The following is a 21,089-nucleotide window of genomic DNA, read 5'->3' on the forward strand; positions in this document are numbered from 1 at the left end:
CTCTTATGCCAACGACAAGGCAGACACGCAAGCAACTACTGGAGGTAACATGTCCGCAAACCCTAAAGTCCTGATCGAAACCACCAAAGGCAATATCACTGTTGAGCTGGATGCAGCGGCAGCACCTAAAACCGTGGAAAACATTCTGGCCTACGTTAACGATGGCTTCTATGACGGCACGATTTTCCACCGCGTGATTCCGGGCTTCATGGTTCAGGGCGGCGGCATGACAGCAACCATGCAGGAAAAGGCGAACAAGCGTGCGTCAGTCCAAAACGAAGCGGATAACGGCCTGAAAAACGACCGTGGCACACTGGCAATGGCACGTACTAGCGACCCGCATTCCGCGTCTTCCCAGTTTTTCATCAACGTCAACAACAATGACTTCCTGAACTTCCGCTCCAAAACGCCACAAGGCTGGGGCTATGCGGTATTCGGTAAAGTCACCGAAGGCATGGACGTGGTTGACGCGATTGTGAAAGTGAAAACTGGCAACTTCGGCCCACACGGCGATGTTCCGGCTGAGCCGATCATCATGACTAAGGTTTCTGTCGTTAAATAAGACGCAAGCCTTTGCAAGCGTCCGGCCTACAGTGTGGGTCGGGCGTTAGCCAAAATTCTCCCATCTTGCCTTCTTCATCAGCTTCTCGACCTGCTCCCGAATTCCTTCTTCCACACTGCCCCAGAATTCATCTTCGTCATCCCATTTCGCTAGCGGTTTGCCGTCTTTGGGCAGGGCAGTGATTTGCCCGATGTCGTGATTTCGCCAGCTTGCGGTGTGGCGGATGATCACTGGGATCACCACATTGCCTGCGTCCTTGTAGCGCAGTAATGCCCGAACCATTTCCTTGGTGAAACAGTAATCGGAATTGATGAAGTCCGGGCTGACCAGCAGCAGGACAATATCGGCGGTATCCAATTGCTGGAAGATTTGTTCGTCCACCAATTCGCCGGAAAACAGGAAGCGGTCGCTCCATGCAGTCAGTGGCAAGGTGCGGTTGATGGCTTTTAGGTGTTTTTCCAGCCGGATTTTGTGGGCTTCGTCGGCGTGGGAATAGGAGATAAACAACTTGATGGGTTTATCGCTTGGTTTGGTGTTATCCAATCGGGAAGCCGAGTCCTTTTCTTCCTTGAATTCCTCAAGGCGAACCCGTTCTGCTGTGCCTTTGCTGAGGTATTCCTCATAACGGCGGTGTGGGCTGGTTTCGCTGACCAGTTTACGCAGCGCATACACCAAACGCTCAAGCTGGTTGCCGCGTAATTGGAAGTGCAAACGTCCTTGGGTCGATTGCTGCTTGTTGGTGTATTCGCATTCCAGCAGCAGTTGGCCTTCGTCGGTGTGGCAGAAAATGCCAGTGCGCCACGGTTCGCCTTCGTAAGTTTCACCGATGCGCAGGATGATGCGCTCAATGATGCTGCGGTGCAGGAAGGGGTATTCAATGTCCAATTGCCAGTCATCTGGGTGCGGGTTGCTGTCCCATGCGGTTTTGGATTTGCAGGTTAGCGGCAGCAGGGCAGGGATGATGAATTCACGCTCGGCAAACGGTTTGTTGTCCCGTTGGTTTTGCTGCTGCTTGGCTTCGTAGCAGATACCACAGTTGCGCATGAAACCGACATACACCTCGTGCTCTTTGGTTTCTTCATCCGTCCAGAACAGACTGGTGTCTTCCCCGCTGAAACGCCCGCCCATGCGTTCGATACGGCGGCGGTGCGGTTTGTTGGGGTCAAACACCCGGTAAACGGCATTAATTGCCCAGTTTTGGTCGAGGATGATCTGATCCTGAAAGGCGTCTTTGTGGTAGAACAATGCGCCAGTACTGTGCAGATAGCCTGCGAACCATTCGGCGTGACCCACGCCAGCTTTGATGCAAAGCTGTTTGAAGTGGGCAAAGGGCAGGGTTTTTTGCTCATGCAGTTGTATCAATGCATGTTGTACCTGTAGCCATGAAGACGGTAATTCCACACAAACGCGGTACTTGAGTTCTGCCAACACGTCCTGAATTGCGCCGCGCAAACCATTCATGCCCCGATATTGCATGGCGGATACTTTGACGGCGTAACGGATTTGATCAACACCGGGTAACGCCTCGTTCAACTCGGCAGGCCGTTCCGGCAGACGGTCAGAGCGGTCAATCTGATTTTTAACCAAAATCACAGGGCTGGTTTTACCCAGATCGTGAATAGACTCCAGCCAATAACTGACAGGGTGGCGGGTTTCATCCGGGTGTTCCTCGGTTTCTTCCGCCCACAACAACAGATACAAACAATCGTTGGATAAGAATAAGCGGTGAGTGGCATGATAAATTTCTTGCCCGCCAAAATCCCAAAGCTGCAAAGTAACAGGCTCATCTTCGTCATCCAGTGCTTGCTGGATTTCCTTGATGACAATTCCGTGGGTGGATTTGAACGGTTCGCTAGGAATGCGTTTGTGTTCTAGTGCATACGCCAGCGTAGTTTTGCCAACCCTACCATTACCGACAAGCTGAACCTTGAGTTGTTGCTGTCTTGCTGAGCCTTTCGCCAAGTCTAACCAATAGTTTCTGAGGCTTTCGAGACAATCATCATATTCGTTTCCTAAGATACCCGTAGGAATACCACAAACTGGATTGTTGTACGCTTGAAATTGGTTAAGCCTTGATATCACGCAATCGTATATCGGAGAGAGGTTGCTTATCTGGTTATTCCAGCATGTAAGTGATTGTAATTGGGATAATCCACTGATGGGTGAAAGGTCTTGGATTTGGTTGCCACCGCAGTAAAGCGATTGTAATTGATGCAATTCGCTGAGGGGCGATAGACTACTTATCTGGTTATTCCAGCATGTAAGCGATTGCAATTTATGTAATCCGCCGAGGGGTGAGAGGTTACTGACTCGGTTATTTCCACAGTAAAGTAATTGCAATTGGTGTAACTCACTGAGTGGCGATAGGTCGCTGATTTGATTAGAGCTACAGGAAAGCGATTGTAACTGGTGTAATCTGCTGAGAGGTGAGAGGTCGCCGATCTGATTGTGGTTGCAGTTAAATGATAGCAATTGCGGTAATTCACCGATAGGTAAGAGACTGCTGATGTGATTATCGTTGCAGCTAAATATCCGCAACTGATGTAATCTGCTGAGAGGTGATAAATCGTTGATCTGGTTGTCCCCACAGTAAAGTAATTGTAACTGATGTAATCTGCTGAGGGGCGATAGGTCGTTGATTTGATTATCTCCGCAATCAAGCGATTGCAACTGATATAATCTGCTTAGAGGCGATAAATCGTTGATCTGGTTGTCTCCGCAATCAAGCGATTGCAGGTGATGTAACTCGCTGATAGGTGAGATGTCGTCGATCTGGTTATTTCCGCAAGATAATGATTGCAACTGGTGCAGCATACTGATAGACGATAGGTCGCTAATTTGATTACCTCCGCAGTCAAGAGAATGCAACTGTGGCAATCTACTGAGAGGAGAAAGGTCATTGGTTTGATTTCCTCCACAATTAAGCGATTGTAGCTGGTGTAATCTGCTGAGAGGCGATAGGTCGCTGATTTGATTGCCGCCACAGAAAAGTGATTGCAACTGTGCTAATTCGCTGAGAGGAGAAAGGTCATTAATGTGATTTAGGGTGCAAGTGAATTCGATTAAATTCGTTAACCTCATGATAGTTAGTGGAATTTTTTCAATACTTCCCCATTCGTAGTTTTTTCGATCCCCCGACACATCCAGCTTTTCTAGCCACGTCAGTTCAAACACTTCTGTCGGGATTTCCGTCAGGCCGAGCTTGCTCAAGTCGAGTGAGGTTGAGCGGGTGCGGCGGCATTCGGCGATGCGTTCTTGGGCGATGTCTTCTGGGGTCATGGGCATGGCAATCGGGTGTCAGGGGCGATGGGTGATAGTAACCGGAAACGGCGCGGGCGTTCAAATCGTGTCCAGCGTGCTTTGGCAGGAATTTCTTCGGATTTTTGCGGCGGTGCGGGAAAAGCTATGCGATAATTTCCCCTGCCCGTTGTGGGGCATCAGCGTTCCCCATTGCTGGGCATGAATCTTGCTAGATGGATAACAACAATAAGGTTTGCAGGCTTTTTTAAGGCCGCTGTTTACAACATCGACTTTCGCTCGGAACAAGTGATATGAAACAAGAATGGAATCAATACGATCCGGGTTCGTTTTACGACGAACTGATTGCTGCGGTGCATCAGCCGCGTGAGGCCAGCTACAAGCTGGTCGAGTACCTACGCCACCTGACCCCCGACCGTTTCCGCCAGTGTGTGCAGGAATCCGAAGCGGTTATCCGTGAAATGGGTATAACTTTCACCGTTTATAGCGACGCAGGCAACATTGACCGTGCCTGGCCGTTCGACATTATCCCACGCATCATCCCCGCCAAAGAGTGGGATTGCACCGAAATGGGGCTGAAGCAACGCATCCGCGCCCTGAATATGTTCATACAGGACATTTACAACGGTGGGCAAATCCTCAAGGATGGCGTCATGCCTGCCGATGTGGTTATGCAATCAAAAGGTTATCGTGAAGCGTGCATTGGCATGACCCCGCCGCACGGCGTTTGGGCGAATATTTGCGGCTCCGATTTGGTGCGTCACAGCGATGGCGTGCTCTATGTGCTGGAAGATAACCTGCGCGTGCCCTCTGGTGTGGCGTACATGCTGGAAAACCGCAACATCACCAAGCGCGTGTTGCCGGAAATTTTTAATACCCTGCCTATCCGCCCAGTCAGTGATTATCCGGCGCATTTGTACGAAATGCTGGCGTCCCTACGCCCCGATCTGGAAGACCCAACCATCGCGTTGATGACCCCCGGCGTTTATAACTCCGCTTACTTTGAACACGCTTTCCTTGCCCAACAAGCGGGGCTGGTGCTGCTCGAAGGTGCAGACCTGACAGTGTGCAAAGACGGTTACGTTTACATGAAAACCATCAAGGGCTTGGAGCGCGTGGATGTGATCTACCGCCGCATTGATGACGATTTCATTGACCCGGAAGTGTTCCGCGAAGACTCGATGCTCGGTGTTCCCGGCATTATGCGTGCATGGAAAGAGGGCAAGGTTGCCATCGCCAATGCACCGGGATGTGGCGTGGCGGATGACAAGGTAATCTACGCCTACGTGCCGGACATGATCCGTTACTACCTCGGCGAAGAGCCGACCCTGCCGAATGTGCCGACCTACGTGTGCCGCCGTGAAGAAGACCGCGCTTACGTGTTGGAGCACTTGGCAGAATTGGTGGTGAAACCCGCCAATGAGTCCGGCGGTTACGGCATGTTGGTCGGGCCGCATTCCACGCCTGAAAAGGTCGAGGAATTCCGCGCCTTGATCCTCGAAAACCCCAATAACTACATTGCCCAGCCGACCTTGAGCTTGTCGGTGACGCCGACTTCTTGCGAAACACAGGTGGATGTGAACGACCGCCGCCGCGCCAGCGACCCGCGCAATACCATCAAGATTGCCCCGCGCCATGTGGATTTGCGCCCGTTCATCCTCAGTGGCAAGGATATTTTCGTCACCCCCGGTGGCCTCACCCGCGTTGCGTTGGTGGAGGGTTCATTGGTGGTGAATTCATCACAAGGAGGTGGCAGCAAAGACACGTGGATTGTGGGTGATGCTGCCCCAGAAATGTCGGAAGAAGGGGAGGAAGCCTGATGTTATCCCGTGTTGCTGAACGTGTTTACTGGATGGCGCGTTACTTAGAGCGTGCCGAAAAAACTGCCCGCCTGATCAACGTGCATACCGCGCTGCTGATGGATTTGCCGGGGCGCATGGAAATCAACTGGTTTACCCTCGTCCGCCTGTTCAATGCTGAATCGCTGTTCCGCCAGCATTACGATTGGGCGACAGAAGCGAACATCATGCAGTTCCTGATCGCCGACCCTAAAAACCCATCGTCGCTGGCGACTTCCTTGGCGAATGCCCGTGAAAACGTGCGCACTTCCTTGGACGTATTGCCCGAAGAAATTTGGGAACAGGCCAACCAAATCTATTTGCTGATGAACGAAAGCCTGCCGGGGATTGCTGACCGCCACAAACGCCAACTTTTCCTACGCGAAGTCATGAAGCATTGCCAATGTATCCGGGGTGCGTTGGATAGCCACATGAGCCGCGACCACAGCTTCGATTTCATGCAAATCGGTAAGCATTTGGAACGCGCTGACATGAGCAGCCGTATCCTCGAAATGACTTCCTTGCTGCTGTCGGAAGAGCGTAGCGAAATGCTGCGTAAGTACGACGGCATTTTGTGGACAAACCTGCTGCAAGCCTTGAGTGCGCGGCAAATGTATTTGCAGCACGTCCATTCGCGGGTCGAAGGCCAACGGGTCATGCTGTTCCTGCTGACGGATGAGGTGTTCCCCGGCTCGGTCGGTTATTCACTGGGGGCAATGGCGCGGCGGATGCGTTACTTACCCGAACCGCAACTCCCCATCGAGGTGGCGCAACGGGTGCATGAGCATTTGTCCACGCAAGACCTCAGTGCGCTCCCGGCGGAGCGGGTACATACCCTGATGGATCATTTGCAGGGCGAATTGGGCGAATTGCACACTGCCATCGCTACCACGTGGTTCTACCCGGATCGCAGCGGACAACAACAAACACAAGGGCTTTCATGAGTATTCACGTCGCTTTAAACCATTTTACTGGCTACAAATTTGACCGTCCGGTAAGTCTGTCGCCGCATGTGGTGCGCCTGCGCCCTGCGGCACATTCGCGTACCCCGATTTTGGCCTATTCCCTCAAGATCAAGCCGGAAAAGCATTACATCAACTGGCAGCAAGACCCGTTCGGCAACTGGCTGGCACGCTTGGTGTTCCCCGAAAAAACCACGGAATTCAGCGTGGAAGTCGATGTGGTCGCCGATATGGTGACAATCGACCCGTTCGATTTCTTCGTGGAAGATTACGCCATGAAGTACCCGTTCAAGTACGACAAGGCGTTGCAAAAAGAGCTGATCCCGTATCTGGAAGTCACCGAAGACGGCGAATTGCTGAAAGAATGGTTGAAAGGCGTTGACCTCAAGCAGCCGAATACTGTGCTGTTCCTCGTTGCCATCAATAGCCGCTTGCAGCAAGACATCGGCTACAACATCCGCATGGAACCGGGTGTCCAGACCTGTGAGGAAACGCTGACAATCAAGCGCGGTTCTTGCCGCGATACCGCGTGGTTGCTGGTGCAAATCCTGCGGCATTTAGGCTTGGCAGCGCGTTTCGTGTCGGGTTATTTGGTGCAATTGACCGCTGACCAGAAAGCGCTGGATGGCCCCAGTGGCCCCGAAGCTGATTTCACCGACTTGCACGCTTGGACAGAAGTTTACCTGCCGGGCGCTGGCTGGGTAGGGCTTGACCCAACGTCTGGTCTGTTTGCAGGCGAAGGGCATATCCCGTTGGCATGTACGCCATCACCGGGCAGTGCCGCACCAATTGACGGTTTCACCGACAAGTGCGAAGTGGAGTTTGATTACAGCAATACCGTGCGCCGCATCCTCGAAGACCCGCGTGTCACCAAGCCGTATTCCGACGAGCAATGGGCGGATGTGCTGGCCTTGGGTAATCAAGTCGAAGCCGATCTGGTAAGCGGCGACGTGCGCCTGACGATGGGCGGCGAACCAACCTTCGTTTCCATCGACGACATGGATGGGGCGGAATGGAACACTGCCGCCTTGGGTAAACACAAGCGCGAACGTGCTGGCGTCTTGTTGCGGCGGATGCAGAAAGTGTTTGCGCCGGGCAGTGCGCTGCAATTCGGGCAGGGCAAGTGGTATCCGGGCGAACCGTTCCCACGCTGGGCATTGGGTTGTTTCTGGCGTCCTGATGGCTTGCCGGTGTGGAAAGACCAAAGCCTGATTGCCGATGACCAAAAAGATTACGGTTACGGTCACGAAGACGCCAAGCGCTTTGCTGCCACCCTGTGCGGTCATTTGGGGCTGGATGACAACTATCTGGTCGCCGGTTACGAAGACCGTTTGTATTACTTGTGGAAAGAAGCCAGCCAACCTGCCAACGTCGATTGGTTGACCCTGAACCTGCGTGATAGTAAGCACCGCAACGATTTGGTGCTGGCGCTGCAACGCGGTTTGGATACGCCGACCGGCTACGTGTTACCGCTGCGTTGGGATGATGCCGCGCAAAGCTGGGCGAGTGTGAAATGGTCATTCCGCCGCGAAGAAATGTATTTGATCCCCGGCAATTCACCGCTGGGCTTCCGTTTGCCGCTGGATGGTTTGCAGTGGACGGCGGAAGACGAGCGCGAAATCGAATCGCAACCGTGCCCGTTTGAAGACCGTCCACCGCTGCCGGATTTCCACGGCGAAGTTGAATGGCGTTACCGCGAACTGATTGCGCCACCTGAACCGCAGCTCCAGCACGCGGATGCGAAACCGAACACCCCAGAATGGCGTGAAGTGCCGCGCACCGCGATGTGTATTGAGGCGCGTGAAGGGCGTTTGTATGTGTTCCTGCCGCCGCTAAATTACCTTGAGCATTACCTCGATTTGGTGACAATGCTGGAAAAGACCGCTGCCGAATTGAAAATGCCAATCATGCTGGAAGGCTACGAGCCGCCGTCTGATCCGCGTTTGAAATCGTTCAAGGTCACGCCTGATCCGGGTGTTATCGAGGTGAATATTCATCCGGCGAAAACGTGGGATGAGTTGGTCAAGAACACGGAAATGTTGTACGAAGAGGCACGGCTTTCACGCTTAGGTGCGGAAAAGTTCATGCTGGATGGGCGGCATACCGGCACAGGTGGCGGTAATCACGTCACGCTGGGTGCGGCTACGCCAAGCGATAGCCCGTTTTTGCGCCAGCCGGATGTATTGCGCAGTTTGTTGACGTTCTGGCAGCATCATCCGGGCTTGTCCTACCTGTTCTCCGGGATGTTCATTGGCCCGACCAGCCAAGCGCCACGGGTGGATGAGGCACGCGATGAAAGCCTGTACGAACTGGAAATCGCCTTCCAACAAATGCCGCAAGGCCACAACAATCAGCCATGGTTGGTTGACCGTCTGTTACGCAACTTGCTGATCGACGTGACCGGCAATACGCACCGTGCTGAATTCTGTATCGACAAGCTGTATTCGCCGGATTCTTTCAGTGGTCGCCAAGGTTTGCTGGAATTCCGTGGCTTTGAAATGCCGCCTCATGCGCGGATGTCGTTGGTGCAGATGCTGCTGATCCGTACCTTGATGGCGCGTTTCTGGAATACGCCGTATGCGCATCGGCTGGTGCGTTGGGGCACGGCCTTGCACGACCGTTTCATGTTGCCGCATTACGTGTGGGAAGACATGAAGGATGTGTGCGCCGACTTGCAGGCAGCCGGGTATCCGTTCCAGTTGGAATGGCTCGCGCCGTTCCACGAGTTCCGTTTCCCGGTGTATGGGCGGGTGCAATATTGCGGCATCGGGCTGGAATTGCGTGCCGCGCTAGAACCGTGGAACGTGTTGGGCGAAGAGCTGAGCAGCCAAGGTACGGCACGGTTTGTGGATTCCTCACTCGAACGGGTACAGGTGAAAATCAACGGCCTGACCGATTCGCGCTACGTGGTGGTGTGCAATGGGCGGCGTGTGCCGATGAAAGCAACCGGCGTGCAGGGCGAGTATGTCGCTGGGGTGCGTTTCCGCGCTTGGCAACCGCCTTCCGCGTTGCATCCGACCATTGGGATTCATGCGCCGTTGGTGTTCGACATCATTGATACGTGGAACGGGCGTTCGGTCGGTGGTTGCACTTACCATGTGTCGCATCCGGGCGGGCGCAACTCCGAAGTGTTCCCAGTGAATGCGTATGAAGCCGAAGGGCGGCGCTTCTCGCGCTTCCGTGAGGAACACACGCCGGGCGTGCTGGAACCGAAGTTCCTGTCGGAAGCCACCCGCGCATTCTATGAACATGGCGCGAAGCCTCAGCCAATGAGTCCGCCAGTGGAAACCGTGAATGCGGATTATCCGTATACGCTGGATTTACGGCGGGGGTAAGAAATCCGAAGCGGGGTGGGCTTGATGCCTGCCCTGCTTGCGCCTATAGTCAGATATACCTACATTACTAGAGAACGCGCTCTATGACTGCGATCACTATTCAAATACCCGACTCCGTATTACCCGTTTTACACCTTGACCCGGCAGGGTTTGTGCAGGAAATGCGCCTTGCAGCAGCTATTAAGTGGTATGAGTTGCGGCGTGTCTCGCAGGAAAAAGCGGCAGAAATTGCCGGGATCAGCCGCGCTGACTTCATTACAGCGCTGTCGTTGGCGAAAGTTTCCCCGTTTCAACTAACGGCAGATGAGGTGCGCGAGGAATTGCATGACCTCTACTAAATGTGTCGTCATTAATGCCTTTCCACTAGCTATTTTCTTATAACCAGCTAATCAGCCACGCCGGAATAAACCGAGCCAATTCTGTCGGATACCATTCATTTGCCAGATATAAAACATACGAATAACCAAGCAGAATAAAACTCACGACTAGTGCGGTATGCAACCACTGCACTTTGCGGGCACGCTGTAGAAATGTTTGTAGACGTGTTTCAGGAATAGCACTGCCGTAAATGCTGTCTTCTTCTTCCAGCAGCTTTTTATGTCGAGCCTGCAATAACACCAGCGATAGCCATTCCAAACCAGCCAATCCGCAGCAAAGCCATAATGCCCATTGGCGCAAACCCGGCGGGGGAAGGTGAAGTTCTGCCAGCTTCGTAAACGGCTTGCTGATGCTGTCGCCTAGAGTATCGACCCACGCCTGCACGCCGGGAATATAACTGGCTGCCAACAATAAAATACCCAACAGTGCCATAAAACCCAGCCACTTGCTTGCCACAACCCGAATAGCGGCAATATCCCGTACCTCCTCCAAACTCTTGCCTTCAAACGGAGGGCGCAACAGCAACGCCAGCGGAAACCACAGCCACAACGTCGCCTTCAAACTCCACCGCCAAATAAACGCAGGTAAATAAAATATAGGGATAAATGCCATGTTAAACCATCTTATTCCCGTGTTTTCCTTGTTGATTTCATTTGTCATGCCAAGCACTGATAGGCTCGGATTTATTTCCATCGAGCCAGGTATTAATTCGGGCATGTGAAATGCATCTATTGTTGAGATAAGTTTTATCCAATTATAAGGGAGTTGTTTTAATCCTGCTGTAATGCATTGAAGTACTGCCAATAGTCTAATTAACAAGGCTCTGAAGAAAATACCAATGCCTATTTGTATGCCGGTTATTAAGTATGTTGGTCTGCTGATTTTTAAGTCTATGGGTTTGTTAATGTCGCCCATAATTACATAATTTGTAACAAAAGCACTTGATAATGCAAACGCAACAATAAATCCTGATATAAATATGCCGATAATTGTCCCGATACCCCCAATAAGATCACTTGCTTGTATATTTGCAATAACTGAGCCAATCATTGTGTATAATCCAATGATTCGATTGGTTATTTCTCCAAGGCCAAATATTGTAGTGGTAAGTATGAATATTCCAGAAAAAACAAGCATTCCAGAAAAGATTGATATTAAGAATAGTTGAATGTCATTATCTTTTGGCAATATGGTTTGAGATAAAAAGAAAGAGAACAATAATGACATTAATAATACTGTTAATGAGGTTATTGTTTTTTCCAGTGTGGATGTATCCTCCCATCTTCTACAAAAAGATTGTAAATAATTGGTCAGCCAATTTATGCTCAATTCTCTGGATTCAGATGAGTGTAATAACATAATCGGTGCGGCAACCGCGCTGATGAGCAGCCACCATTGGTGCTCGAAGTGGAAAGCGAGCCAGCCGTATAAGCCGAGGGCGCAGAATGTTTCCAGCACGGAGAGCAATGAAATTTGCCCCGCCGCGATGGATTCATCGGTGGAGTGCCAGACCCAGCTACGGGCAGGTTTGCTGGTGTCAGGCTGTTCGGGAGTGGTCATCGGGATAATCCGCCCAAGGGGTACATAAGGCGGATTTTATACCATTTAACCCTGTTCCCACATCACTTCCATATCGTCGGAATCGCCCAAAGCTTGTTCCAACATAGCAACAAGCGCTGGGTCAGCGCCTTGTTCCTTGAAGATTTCGATCTGGGCGCGGTTGAGCCAGTAATCGGTGTCTTCGCGGCTTTCTTCTTCGAGTTGGTCGATGAGGAATTGCAGTTGCGCGTCGGTCAATGTGCCGATGGTTGCGCCGGTGTCTTTGTTTTTGAGTGTGATCATGGGTTGCTCCTTATTTAACTGACGTTCGTCTTGTCCCGCTTGCGCCGTTCTTTTAGGTGTTGCAGGATGTATAACCGCCATACCAGATGCAGGCCGTAGAAACCAATAATGGCAGAAACAAACGCTAAGCTAAACGCCCCGGTCATTAATGGTTTCCAAAGTGGCAAAAAGCCGTGGGTAAGCCAATGCAAGCTGGCTTCAAATTTGAAGTGTTTGGCGGGGGATTGCAGCAGCAGTACACCGAGTTTGTAGTCCGCGTAATACATCGGCCCCATCGTCAACGGATTGTTGATAAACACTGTGACCAAGGCAATGGGCAGGTTGGTGCGGAACAGCACCACCAATAAGGCAACCAATAAAACGTGGAAGGGTACGGGCAGCCACATGACGAATAGCCCAATGGCAACGGCGGATGGGATAGTCCTGCGGTTCAGTTGCCATAAGCAAGCAAGGTGTAAGGTATTGCCCAAGAACTGCAAATGCTTGTGTTGCTTGATTGTTTCAGGGGACGGCGACAACTTGCGAAAAAATTTTCTCGGCATGAAGCACAACACAACAGAATAAGAAGCACCGCATTATCCATGGTTTCTCCCTTATGCGCACCTTTTCAGTGAGTTTTTTTCTCGGCACGTTGCTGCTGTTGGTTTTGCCGCGCCTGCCCGAACCCAATGTGCTGTTTTTATTAGCAGTTTGCGCAGTTATTGTGCTGGCAAGCGCATGGGTGGTTATTGTCCGGCGGGGCTGGCGGAAATGGCCTGTATTGGCGTTGACGGGGGTGCTGGCGGGTAGTTTGTACGCGCTGTCGGTGGCAAGCAATGTCCATTCCTCGTGGTTGCCACAAGCGCAGGAAGGTGAGGATATTTTGCTGGAAGGCGTCATTGCCGACCTGCCAGAACGTCGGGAAGATGGTTTGCATTTCTTGCTGGACGCTGATTCCTCCGCCTACACGGGGCGTTTGCGCTTGGGCTGGTATGAGGATGATGCGCCGGAAATGCGGGCGGGTGAACGCTGGCAATTGCTCGTGCGGGGCAAGCGCCCCAACGGTTTTTCTAATCCTAATGGCTTCGATTACGAGCAATGGTTGTTCGCGCAACGTATTGGCGGTACGGGCTATGTGCGCAAGTCTGCCGATAACCAACGGCTGGCGGAAGCGCCTTGGTGGTCGGTGGATAATGTGCGCCAGCAAGTGCGTGATGCGATTGCCACGGCCTTGCCGGATGCGTCGATGTTGGGTGTGGTGCAAGGGTTGGCGGTTGCGGATACGGCAGCGGTGACGCAAGACCAATGGGAAATATTCCGCAAAACCGGCACGATCCACTTGCTGGCGATTTCCGGTTTGCACATCACCATGATGGCAGGGCTAGGATTGCTGCCAGTCTGGCTGGTGTGGCGCTTATTCCCCAACCTGTATTTGCGGTTGCCGTTGCGGGTGGCAGCGGGGTTGTTGGGTGGCGGCTTGGCAACGGGGTATTCCTTGCTGGCGGGTTTCAACATCCCGACCCAACGGACGTTGGCGATGTTGCTGGTGATGGTGTTGGGGCTGGTATGGCGGCGGCAAATCCCGTTCAGCGTGACGCTGTGTTTGGCCTTGCTGCTGGTATTGCTGTTAGACCCGCTGGCGTCATTGTCGGTGGGGTTTTGGTTGTCATTCCTGTCGGTGATGTTGCTGGTGCTGTTGGGCGGGCGGCAACGTAAGGCGGGGAAAGCGGCGGTGGTGTGGGTGCAGTTGTTGATGTCGTTGGGGACAATTCCGCTGGCCGCAGGCTTTTTTGGCATGGTGTCTTTGAGTTCCCCGCTGGCGAATATGCTAGCAATTCCCGTGGTAACGTTTGTAGTCACGCCTTTGGTGTTGCTGGGGATGCTGTTGTGCGGCTGGTGGTCAACGGGTGCGGCCTTGGTATGGTCAGCGGCGGCGTGGTTGTTGGATTGGTTGGGGCAGGCATTGGCTTGGTTGGCTGATTTGCCGCTGTCTGCCGTTTATCTGCCATTGGTTCCGTTGCCGTGGCTAGCGCTGGCGCTATTGGGGTTTGTGCTGTTATGTCTGCCGCGTGGTTTGCCGGGGCGTTGGTTGGGTGTCTTGCTGCTATTGCCGATGTTGCTGTACAGCCCGGATAGGCCGGAAGCGGGTGCGTTCCGGGTGGATGTGCTGGATGTTGGGCAAGGTTTGGCAAGCGTGGTGCAGACCGCGCAGCATACCTTGGTGTTTGATACCGGGCCGAAAAGTTCGGAAACGTTTGATACGGGCGAATTAGTGTTGCTGCCGTGGCTGCGTGGGCAGGGGATTTCGCACCTTGACCGGCTGATTGTCTCCCACGCTGATAACGACCACAGCGGCGGGGCGCAAGCCTTATGGGCGGAAATGCCCGCCGATGACCTGTGGGTTAGTCACCTGCAAACCTTGCCGGGTGTAGCGGAAAATTTGTGCGGACGCGGGCAGCATTGGGAGTGGGATGGTGTGACGTTTACCATCCTGAGTCCGGCGGAAGGTTTACACGAAGCCAGTGATAATAACCGTGCTTGCGTGCTGCGGGTAGCGAATGCCCACCACAGCATGTTGTTCACGGCGGATATTGAGCGTCCGGCGGAGGAGTGGCTGGTGGAAGCGGGCGGTTTGGCGTCTGAGGTGCTGCAAGTTCCGCATCATGGCAGCAAAACATCCTCCAGCCCGGACTTCATCAATGCAGTCGCGCCCCAGTTGGCGATTATCACCAGCGGCTACCGCAACCGTTTCCATCACCCCAATCCGTCGGTGGTGGAACGTTACACAGCGCGTGATATTAAATTGCTTGATACAGTCGATGGCGGTGAATTGTGCCTTGATTTTCCTGCGTTTACCGATAATCTGCGTATTCGTGAATGGCGGCGGGAACAAAAGCACGTTTGGCAAGATTACATGCGAAGGTTACGTAGCGGAACGGGATTATTTGTGCCAGAATCCAGTCAGCCCCATTAATTCAAATATCGGTAAGCCCGAAGTAGCTGGCCAGTAGGAGCCATGATGAACTTGGAAGAAAAGGATATCGAAATTTTTAAGAAGCTGGATTCAAACGTTTATCTGACTTTCAATGATAAACAAGCGTTGAAGGCTGGGTTGGACGAGCTTGACCGGCGTTTGCAGGAACGTGACCGGCGCTTACAGGATGTTTCCGGCCTGTTACTGGAAAAAGACGGTCATATCCGTGTACGTGACGCCCGCATTGACGAGCGCGACAGGCGCATGGCGGAACTGGCGCGTTTGCTCACAGAAAAAGAACAAATCTTGTTGCAAATCAGTCAGGCAACGGCAGAAAAAGATGCTGTCTTGCGCATCCGTGACGAGCACCTGAGCAATAAGGATAAAAGCATCCATCAGCGTGATGCAGCCTTGGCAGAACGCGAAGCCCGCCTTAAAATTCTCGAACAAAATCTGGTCAATTACGAAAAGCTCTTGCAGGAAAAAGAACTGCAAATCCAGACCCGTGACCGCAGCCTTGAAGACAAAGACCGTTCTATGTTGCGCATTGACCAAGCTATCCAGAGTAAGGATAAGCTGCTGCAAAGCCGCGACGACAGCATTAGCAAAAAAGACCAACAGTTGCTGGAACGCGAAGCCTTATTGCAGGAACGCACCCGCCAAACCCTCGAACAAGAGCGGATGCTCAAAGAGCGTGACAAGCAGTTAAGCGAACGTGATTCCCAAATCAGCGACCGTGACCGCCAACTTGCCGCCCGTGACGAACACATTGACCTTGCCAGCAAGCAGTTACAAAACCGCGATACGCAGCTTGACGACCGTGACCGTCAAATCCAGATGCGCGAACGTTTACTGGCAGAAAAGGAAAACCTGTTGCAGGAGCGTGACCAGCGCGTCGGTATCCAGCAGCAGCAGCTTGAAAAACGTGACCAGACCCTGAGCGAACGCGACCGCCAACTGGGCGACCGTGACCAAACCATTGCCGACCGGGATGCGGAATTACGCGCCCGTGAAGAAGCGATCCGCAGCCGTGACCAACAGGGTTTGGATTTCCTGCAAACTATCCGTGAGTTAGAAAACCACGTGCAGGAACGGGATGGCCAAATGACGGAGCGCGACCGCCAGTTGGCTTTGCGTGATGAACGTATCAATAAGGCTGACGAAGACCTGCGTGACCGTGACACCCGCCTTGGTAGCCGTGACCGCAGTATCGAAGAGCGCGATGCCCAGCTTTCTGAGCGTGACCGCCGCATCAAGGAGCGTGACGTTTCCCTGCGCGAACGCGACACCCGCATCAGTGGGCAAGACCTGCAATTGCGCGAACGCGACAAGCAGTTGCAATTGCGTGATTCCCAGATTCAAAGCCGCGATGTGACCGTCGGCGAACGTGACCATAGCCTCAAAGAGCGTGACAGCCACATTTCCCAGCTTAACACGCAGATGCAGGAACGCGACGAAACTATCCATGACCGCGATTCGCTGATCACTGAGCGCAACGCTGTCATTGAAGGGCGTGACGAAACCATCCGCGACCGTGACCTGCAAATCACCGCCCGCGATGCCAGCTTGCAAGAACGTGACCATAGCTTGCACTTGCGCGATACCCATGTTGAAGGGCTTACGGGGCAAATCCACGAACGCGACAAAAGCCTGCAACAGCGCGACCAAGAAATTGCTTCCCGCGACAGCCAAGTGCGTGACTTGCAACTGGAAGTCCACCTGCGTGACCAAAGCGTTGCCGAGCGCGACGTACAATTGCAATTGCGCGACCAAACCGTGCAGGATCGGGATGAGCAGTTGGGTGTGCGCGATGAAACCGTGGCGGAACGCGATGCCAGCGTTGCCGAACGCGATGCCCAGCTTGAGCAGCGTGACCTGCATATCCAGAAAAAGGAAGAAGCCTTACAGGAACGCGACCAGCAGATCAAAACCCGCGACGCGACGGTGCAGCAACGCGATACCAGTTTAAGTGACCGCGACCTGCAACTGCGCAGCCGCGACAAACAGCTTGAAGAACGTGACGCGCAAATCAATAAACGCGATGTCTCTGTGCATGACCGCGACCAAACCATCGTTGCCAAGGAAGCGCACATCCGTCGCCGCGACGAGCGCATCCAAGAGCTAACCCTGCATGTCCAGCACCTCGACAATATCTTGAAAGAGCATGTCCAGCAGTTGCAGCAGCGCGATGAAGCCTTGCGCCAACGTGATTTCATCATTACCCAGCGCGACCGTCAGGTTGATAAGCTCGATAAGAGCGTGGTCAAGTACGCAGCGGGGGCGCAGAGCATTTTCATCAAGGGTGCGGTAACGGGGCTGATCGCAGCGTTCGCGTTTGTTCTAGGACTGCGCTTGTTGGCTATCCTGTAGAGAGATGTCGGCACTTGGCGTGCCGACGGTGATGGACTGTTACTGCTTAAGAATGCCGATGATACCACCGCATTGCTGGAAACAGGCGCGGAAGTCAGTATCGCAATGGGCGGTATCTGCATACTCATAACAACCGGGCTTCTCGCATTTGGCGCGGTCAGCGTCGGTTTTTGCGTACAGCAGGCAGAAATAGTGTTCGTGTTCGGCGTCTTTCTCGCATCTGGACTGTTTGATGTCGGCCTTTGCCCGCTCGGTATTGGAGCAGTCGGTCTGGGTGCGCTGGCATTGCATGACGCAGCTTTGCCCCATTGCCGAGGTCGGCGGGGTGTAGGTGTATTCAGGGCCGCAACCCGCCAACACCATGAGCAGGCAGGCTGCCAATAAGTTCAGAATGTTCCGTAACAGCATTGAATTTTCCCTCGCAATAGGAACGGCATGGAATGCATTAAAGTGTGTGTCGGTCACGGGATTCCCCGCGTGATGACGGGCTTATTGTAGCGGATTTGCCGCATCCATAAAGCAGGGTGATGACATAAGGCATATCTGGGATGTCGTGCCTAAACCTTAGTTTTCCAACCAGCGTACCGCACCTTGCCCTGCCTGCCGCCCGCTGGCAAAACACCCTGTCAGCAGGTAGCCGCCTGTGGGCGCTTCCCAATCCAGCATTTCACCCGCACAAAATACCCCCGGAAAATCCCGTAACATCAGGTTTTCATCCAGTGTTTCAAACGGCACGCCGCCTGCGGTGCTGATGGCTTCGTCGATGGGGGTGGTAGCCGTGAGCGTGACCGGGATGGCTTTCAGGGTGTTTGCCAGTAATACCGGATCGTGGCGTTGGGTTTCGTCCAGCGTTTCAAACAGCAGTGCCGTTTTTGCCCCATCCAGTTTGAAACGGTTCTTGAGGAATGCTCCCAAGGTTTTGTGTTTGGGGCGTGTTTGTAAGGCTTGCGTAATGGCTTCCGGCGTGTGGTTGGGCAACAAGTCGAGGTGAAAGGTGGCGGATTGCTGCGCATTGAGCGTATCGCGCAGGCGGGCGGAAAAGGCGTAAACCAAGCTGCCTTCCACCCCGCGTTCGGTCAGGATCAGTTCCCCCCGGCGGCTTTCGGTTTGTCCGTGCAGGTCGGTGAAACGCAATGCCACCGATTTCAGTGGCGACCCAGCAAAGCGGCTGCGTAAATGTTGGCTCCACTCACACAGGAAACCGCAATTGGCAGGCTGTAAGGGCGCGATGCGGATATTTCGTGCTTCCAGTAAGGGAACCCACGCGCCGTCACTGCCGAGTTTTTTCCAGCTACCACCGCCCAGCGCGAGGATCAGCGCGGCGTAGGGAACAGCGCTTTCCCCCTGCGATGTTTGGAACAGCAGTTTCCCCTGTGCATCCCAACCTTGCCAGCGGTGGCGGGGGTGGATGCGCAAACCGCCGCGTTTCAGGCGTACTAGCCATGCGCGTAACAGCGGTGCGGCTTTCATTTCGGTGGGGAATACGCGCCCGGATGTGCCGACGAAAGTTTCGACCCCCAATGCAGCGCACCATTGGCGTAATTCATCCGCGCCGAAGGTTTCCAACAAAGGTTGTAACTGTGCTTGGCGTTCGGCGTAGCGGCGGCAAAAGTCGGGAAATGGTTCGGCGTGGGTGATGTTTAGCCCGCCGATACCCGCCAGCAGGAACTTACGCCCCACCGATGGCATGGCATCGTAGAGGTCGACGGCGTATCCGGCATTGATGAGCTGTTCCGCTGCCATGAGTCCGGCAGGGCCGCCGCCGATGATAGCTATGGGGTGTGAGGTTTTCATGGGGGTATGGTACATTGGCGGGCATGAACGTACCACTTTGCCCCTGCCAATCGGGGAAAACTTATGGGCAATGTTGCCGCCCTTACCACGATGGAAAAGCCGCTCCCACAGCGGAAACGTTGATGCGCTCGCGTTACAGCGCCTACGTCTTGGGTAATGGCGCGTATTTGCACCGCAGTTGGCATTCCAGCACCCGCCCCAACAAGAAAAGCCTGATGCAATTGCCACCGACGGATTGGCAAGGTTTGGAAATTGTCCGCACGGAGCAGGGCAGCGGGCAGGATGTCAGCGGTGTGGTTGAATTCATCGCGCATTACCGGGACGGCGACCAGCCGCAGGTGTTGCACGAAACCAGCCGCTTTGTGCGGGAGGCTGGCAGGTGGTATTACGTGGATGGGACGTATTAGCGCACTTGCCAGCCTTGTACCGTTTAGCCGAATTTCGGCAGGTGGGCGAGGGATTCCTTGATCGCTTCTTCTGGGTAGTCGAAGTCGGTCAAGTCGCCTTGCAGGTAACGGTCATAAGAGGTCATGTCGAAATGCCCGTGGCCTGAAAGGTTGAACAACAGAGTTTTGGCTTCGCCGGTTTTTGCACAGTTTTGCGCTTCGCGGATCGCGGCGGCAATCGCGTGACAAGACTCTGGTGCAGCAATGATGCCTTCGCTTTTGGCGAACATCACGCCCGCTGCAAACGTTTCCAGTTGCGCGACGGACATCGCTTCAATCAGCCCCTCATTGTACAACTGGCTGACCAGCGCGGAATCGCCGTGGTAACGCAAGCCGCCCGCGTGGATGCCCGGTGGCATAAAGTCATGCCCCAGCGTGTACATTTTCATCAGTGGTGTGAGGCCAGCGGTATCGCCGTAGTCATAGGCGTAAACCCCTTTGGTCAGGGTCGGGCAGGAAGTCGGCTCGACTGCCACCAAACGCACCTCTTTCCCCGCTGCCTTGTCAGCAAAGAACGGGAACGCAATCCCGCCGAAGTTGGAACCACCGCCGCACGGCGCAAAGATCATGTCGGGGTAATCGCCGACCATCGCCAACTGCTTTTTCGCTTCCTGACCGATGATGGTCTGGTGCAGTAACACGTGATTCAGCACGGAACCGAGCGCATAGTTAGTGTCAGCGCGGCTGGCGGCTTCTTCCACCGCTTCGGAAATAGCAATGCCCAGTGAGCCTTGTGAATCAGGATGGGCGGCGAGGACAGCACGACCGGAGTTGGTCATGTCGGTCGGGCTGGCGAATACTTCCGCACCCCACGTCTGCATCATGGAACGGCGGTAAGGTTTCTGCTGGTAGCTGACTTTCACCATGTACACGCGCACATCAATGCCGAACATTTGCCCTGCCAGTGCTAAGGAACTGCCCCATTGCCCAGCACCCGTTTCGGTGGCAAGGCGTTTGATGCCCGCTTGCTGGTTGTAATACGCCTGCGCGACAGCGGTATTCGGCTTGTGCGAACCTGCTGGGCTGACCGCTTCGTTTTTGTAATAGATTTTCGCCGGGGTATTGAGCATCTTTTCCAAGCGATGGGCGCGGTACAGCGGGGAAGGCCGCCACATGGTCAGGGCTTCGCGTACCGGGTCGGGAATTTTGATCCAGCGTTCGGCACTGACTTCTTGCATCACCAGTGCTTCGGGGAAGATTGCCATCATCGCTTCCGGCGGAACCGGGTTGCCATCTGGTCCTAAATAGGGCGCTGGCGCTTTGGGCATGTCGGCAACGACATTGTACCAGTGGGTGGGCATTTCGTTTTCGGGCAGGTATATTTTTGTGGTCATGCTGGCCGCTCTCCTTG

General features: G+C 53.8%; 15 protein-coding genes and 1 pseudogene. 8 read left to right on the forward strand and 8 right to left on the reverse strand.

The features are described from left to right. Positions 1-49: 49 nt before the first annotated feature. Entirely contained in the window at positions 50-562 is a 513-nt protein-coding gene (locus PHE17_RS14200; protein ID WP_363320122.1) for a peptidylprolyl isomerase, read from the forward strand. A 45-nt stretch (positions 563-607) separates the two neighbouring features. On the opposite strand, the gene PHE17_RS14205 is transcribed toward PHE17_RS14200, so the two are convergent. Next, positions 608-2,524, reverse strand: a complete 1,917-nt coding sequence (locus PHE17_RS14205) for a COR domain-containing protein (RefSeq protein WP_301016602.1) — start codon at positions 2,522-2,524, stop codon at positions 608-610. 141 nt (positions 2,525-2,665) lie between these two features. After that, positions 2,666-3,847, reverse strand: a pseudogene (locus PHE17_RS14210) (leucine-rich repeat domain-containing protein); the annotation flags it as partial. A gap of 266 nt (positions 3,848-4,113) precedes the next feature. On the opposite strand from PHE17_RS14210, the gene PHE17_RS14215 reads away from it, so the two are divergent. From PHE17_RS14215 to PHE17_RS14230, 4 genes are all read left to right on the forward strand, one after another. Further along, a complete protein-coding gene (locus PHE17_RS14215; protein WP_301016549.1) occupies positions 4,114-5,640 on the forward strand; it encodes a circularly permuted type 2 ATP-grasp protein in 1,527 nt (508 codons plus the stop codon). Next, positions 5,640-6,602: an alpha-E domain-containing protein gene (locus PHE17_RS14220; protein WP_301016550.1), complete on the forward strand. Its 963-nt coding sequence runs from the start codon at positions 5,640-5,642 to the stop codon at positions 6,600-6,602. The genes PHE17_RS14215 and PHE17_RS14220 overlap by 1 nt, the downstream gene beginning before the upstream one ends. Then, positions 6,599-9,955, forward strand: coding sequence for a transglutaminase family protein (locus tag PHE17_RS14225; RefSeq protein WP_301016551.1), 3,357 nt, complete (start codon positions 6,599-6,601; stop codon positions 9,953-9,955). Before PHE17_RS14220 ends, PHE17_RS14225 begins: the two co-directional genes overlap by 4 nt. A gap of 83 nt (positions 9,956-10,038) precedes the next feature. Continuing rightward, entirely contained in the window at positions 10,039-10,293 is a 255-nt protein-coding gene (locus PHE17_RS14230) for a UPF0175 family protein (RefSeq protein ID WP_301016552.1), read from the forward strand. A 37-nt stretch (positions 10,294-10,330) separates the two neighbouring features. Here the strand turns inward: PHE17_RS14230 and PHE17_RS14235 are convergent, their stop codons facing one another. From PHE17_RS14235 to PHE17_RS14245, 3 genes are read right to left on the reverse strand one after another with little or no spacing between them, the layout of a single operon-like run. Next, positions 10,331-11,893, reverse strand: a complete 1,563-nt coding sequence (locus PHE17_RS14235; RefSeq protein ID WP_301016553.1) for a hypothetical protein — start codon at positions 11,891-11,893, stop codon at positions 10,331-10,333. 45 nt (positions 11,894-11,938) lie between these two features. Next, entirely contained in the window at positions 11,939-12,175 is a 237-nt protein-coding gene (locus PHE17_RS14240; RefSeq protein WP_301016554.1) for a hypothetical protein, read from the reverse strand. 14 nt (positions 12,176-12,189) lie between these two features. Then, positions 12,190-12,717 carry a DUF2062 domain-containing protein gene (locus tag PHE17_RS14245; protein WP_301016555.1) on the reverse strand — a complete coding sequence of 176 codons (528 nt, stop codon included), beginning with the start codon at positions 12,715-12,717 and terminating at the stop codon, positions 12,190-12,192. Positions 12,718-12,770: 53 nt separating this feature from the next. Here PHE17_RS14245 and PHE17_RS14250 point away from each other — a divergent pair, with 53 nt between their 5' ends. Together PHE17_RS14250 and PHE17_RS14255 are read left to right on the forward strand one after the other, a co-directional pair. Then, positions 12,771-15,128 carry a DNA internalization-related competence protein ComEC/Rec2 gene (locus tag PHE17_RS14250; protein ID WP_301016556.1) on the forward strand — a complete coding sequence of 786 codons (2,358 nt, stop codon included), beginning with the start codon at positions 12,771-12,773 and terminating at the stop codon, positions 15,126-15,128. 42 nt (positions 15,129-15,170) lie between these two features. After that, positions 15,171-17,498, forward strand: coding sequence for a hypothetical protein (locus PHE17_RS14255; protein WP_301016557.1), 2,328 nt, complete (start codon positions 15,171-15,173; stop codon positions 17,496-17,498). Between the two features lie 39 nt (positions 17,499-17,537). Here the strand turns inward: PHE17_RS14255 and PHE17_RS14260 are convergent, their stop codons facing one another. Next, positions 17,538-17,906: a hypothetical protein gene (locus PHE17_RS14260; protein ID WP_301016558.1), complete on the reverse strand. Its 369-nt coding sequence runs from the start codon at positions 17,904-17,906 to the stop codon at positions 17,538-17,540. Between the two features lie 156 nt (positions 17,907-18,062). Continuing rightward, positions 18,063-19,292 (reverse strand): TIGR03862 family flavoprotein, encoded by a 1,230-nt coding sequence (locus PHE17_RS14265; RefSeq protein ID WP_301016559.1) that lies wholly within the window; start codon positions 19,290-19,292, stop codon positions 18,063-18,065. 23 nt (positions 19,293-19,315) lie between these two features. On the opposite strand from PHE17_RS14265, the gene PHE17_RS14270 reads away from it, so the two are divergent. Continuing rightward, complete coding sequence (locus PHE17_RS14270) at positions 19,316-19,699, forward strand: YchJ family protein (protein WP_301016560.1); 384 nt, start codon at positions 19,316-19,318, stop codon at positions 19,697-19,699. 23 nt (positions 19,700-19,722) lie between these two features. Here the strand turns inward: PHE17_RS14270 and PHE17_RS14275 are convergent, their stop codons facing one another. After that, positions 19,723-21,072 carry a TrpB-like pyridoxal phosphate-dependent enzyme gene (locus PHE17_RS14275; RefSeq protein WP_301016561.1) on the reverse strand — a complete coding sequence of 450 codons (1,350 nt, stop codon included), beginning with the start codon at positions 21,070-21,072 and terminating at the stop codon, positions 19,723-19,725. Positions 21,073-21,089: the final 17 nt, after the last annotated feature.

This window comes from Thiothrix sp. (genome assembly GCF_028714775.1).
In the GTDB taxonomy this organism is placed as follows: domain Bacteria; phylum Pseudomonadota; class Gammaproteobacteria; order Thiotrichales; family Thiotrichaceae; genus Thiothrix.

Excerpts from the sequence above, each read along its gene's own strand:
- PHE17_RS14200 (WP_363320122.1), top strand. The coding sequence starts at position 50 with ATGTCCGCAAACCCTAAAGTCCTGATCGAAACCACCAAAGGCAATATC.
- PHE17_RS14215 (WP_301016549.1), top strand. The coding sequence starts at position 4,114 with ATGAAACAAGAATGGAATCAATACGATCCGGGTTCGTTTTACGACGAA.
- PHE17_RS14220 (WP_301016550.1), top strand. The coding sequence starts at position 5,640 with ATGTTATCCCGTGTTGCTGAACGTGTTTACTGGATGGCGCGTTACTTA.
- PHE17_RS14225 (WP_301016551.1), top strand. The coding sequence starts at position 6,599 with ATGAGTATTCACGTCGCTTTAAACCATTTTACTGGCTACAAATTTGAC.
- PHE17_RS14230 (WP_301016552.1), top strand. The coding sequence starts at position 10,039 with ATGACTGCGATCACTATTCAAATACCCGACTCCGTATTACCCGTTTTA.
- PHE17_RS14235 (WP_301016553.1), bottom strand. The coding sequence starts at position 11,893 with ATGACCACTCCCGAACAGCCTGACACCAGCAAACCTGCCCGTAGCTGG.
- PHE17_RS14240 (WP_301016554.1), bottom strand. The coding sequence starts at position 12,175 with ATGATCACACTCAAAAACAAAGACACCGGCGCAACCATCGGCACATTG.
- PHE17_RS14245 (WP_301016555.1), bottom strand. The coding sequence starts at position 12,717 with ATGCCGAGAAAATTTTTTCGCAAGTTGTCGCCGTCCCCTGAAACAATC.
- PHE17_RS14250 (WP_301016556.1), top strand. The coding sequence starts at position 12,771 with ATGCGCACCTTTTCAGTGAGTTTTTTTCTCGGCACGTTGCTGCTGTTG.
- PHE17_RS14255 (WP_301016557.1), top strand. The coding sequence starts at position 15,171 with ATGATGAACTTGGAAGAAAAGGATATCGAAATTTTTAAGAAGCTGGAT.
- PHE17_RS14260 (WP_301016558.1), bottom strand. The coding sequence starts at position 17,906 with ATGCTGTTACGGAACATTCTGAACTTATTGGCAGCCTGCCTGCTCATG.
- PHE17_RS14265 (WP_301016559.1), bottom strand. The coding sequence starts at position 19,292 with ATGAAAACCTCACACCCCATAGCTATCATCGGCGGCGGCCCTGCCGGA.
- PHE17_RS14270 (WP_301016560.1), top strand. The coding sequence starts at position 19,316 with ATGAACGTACCACTTTGCCCCTGCCAATCGGGGAAAACTTATGGGCAA.
- PHE17_RS14275 (WP_301016561.1), bottom strand. The coding sequence starts at position 21,072 with ATGACCACAAAAATATACCTGCCCGAAAACGAAATGCCCACCCACTGG.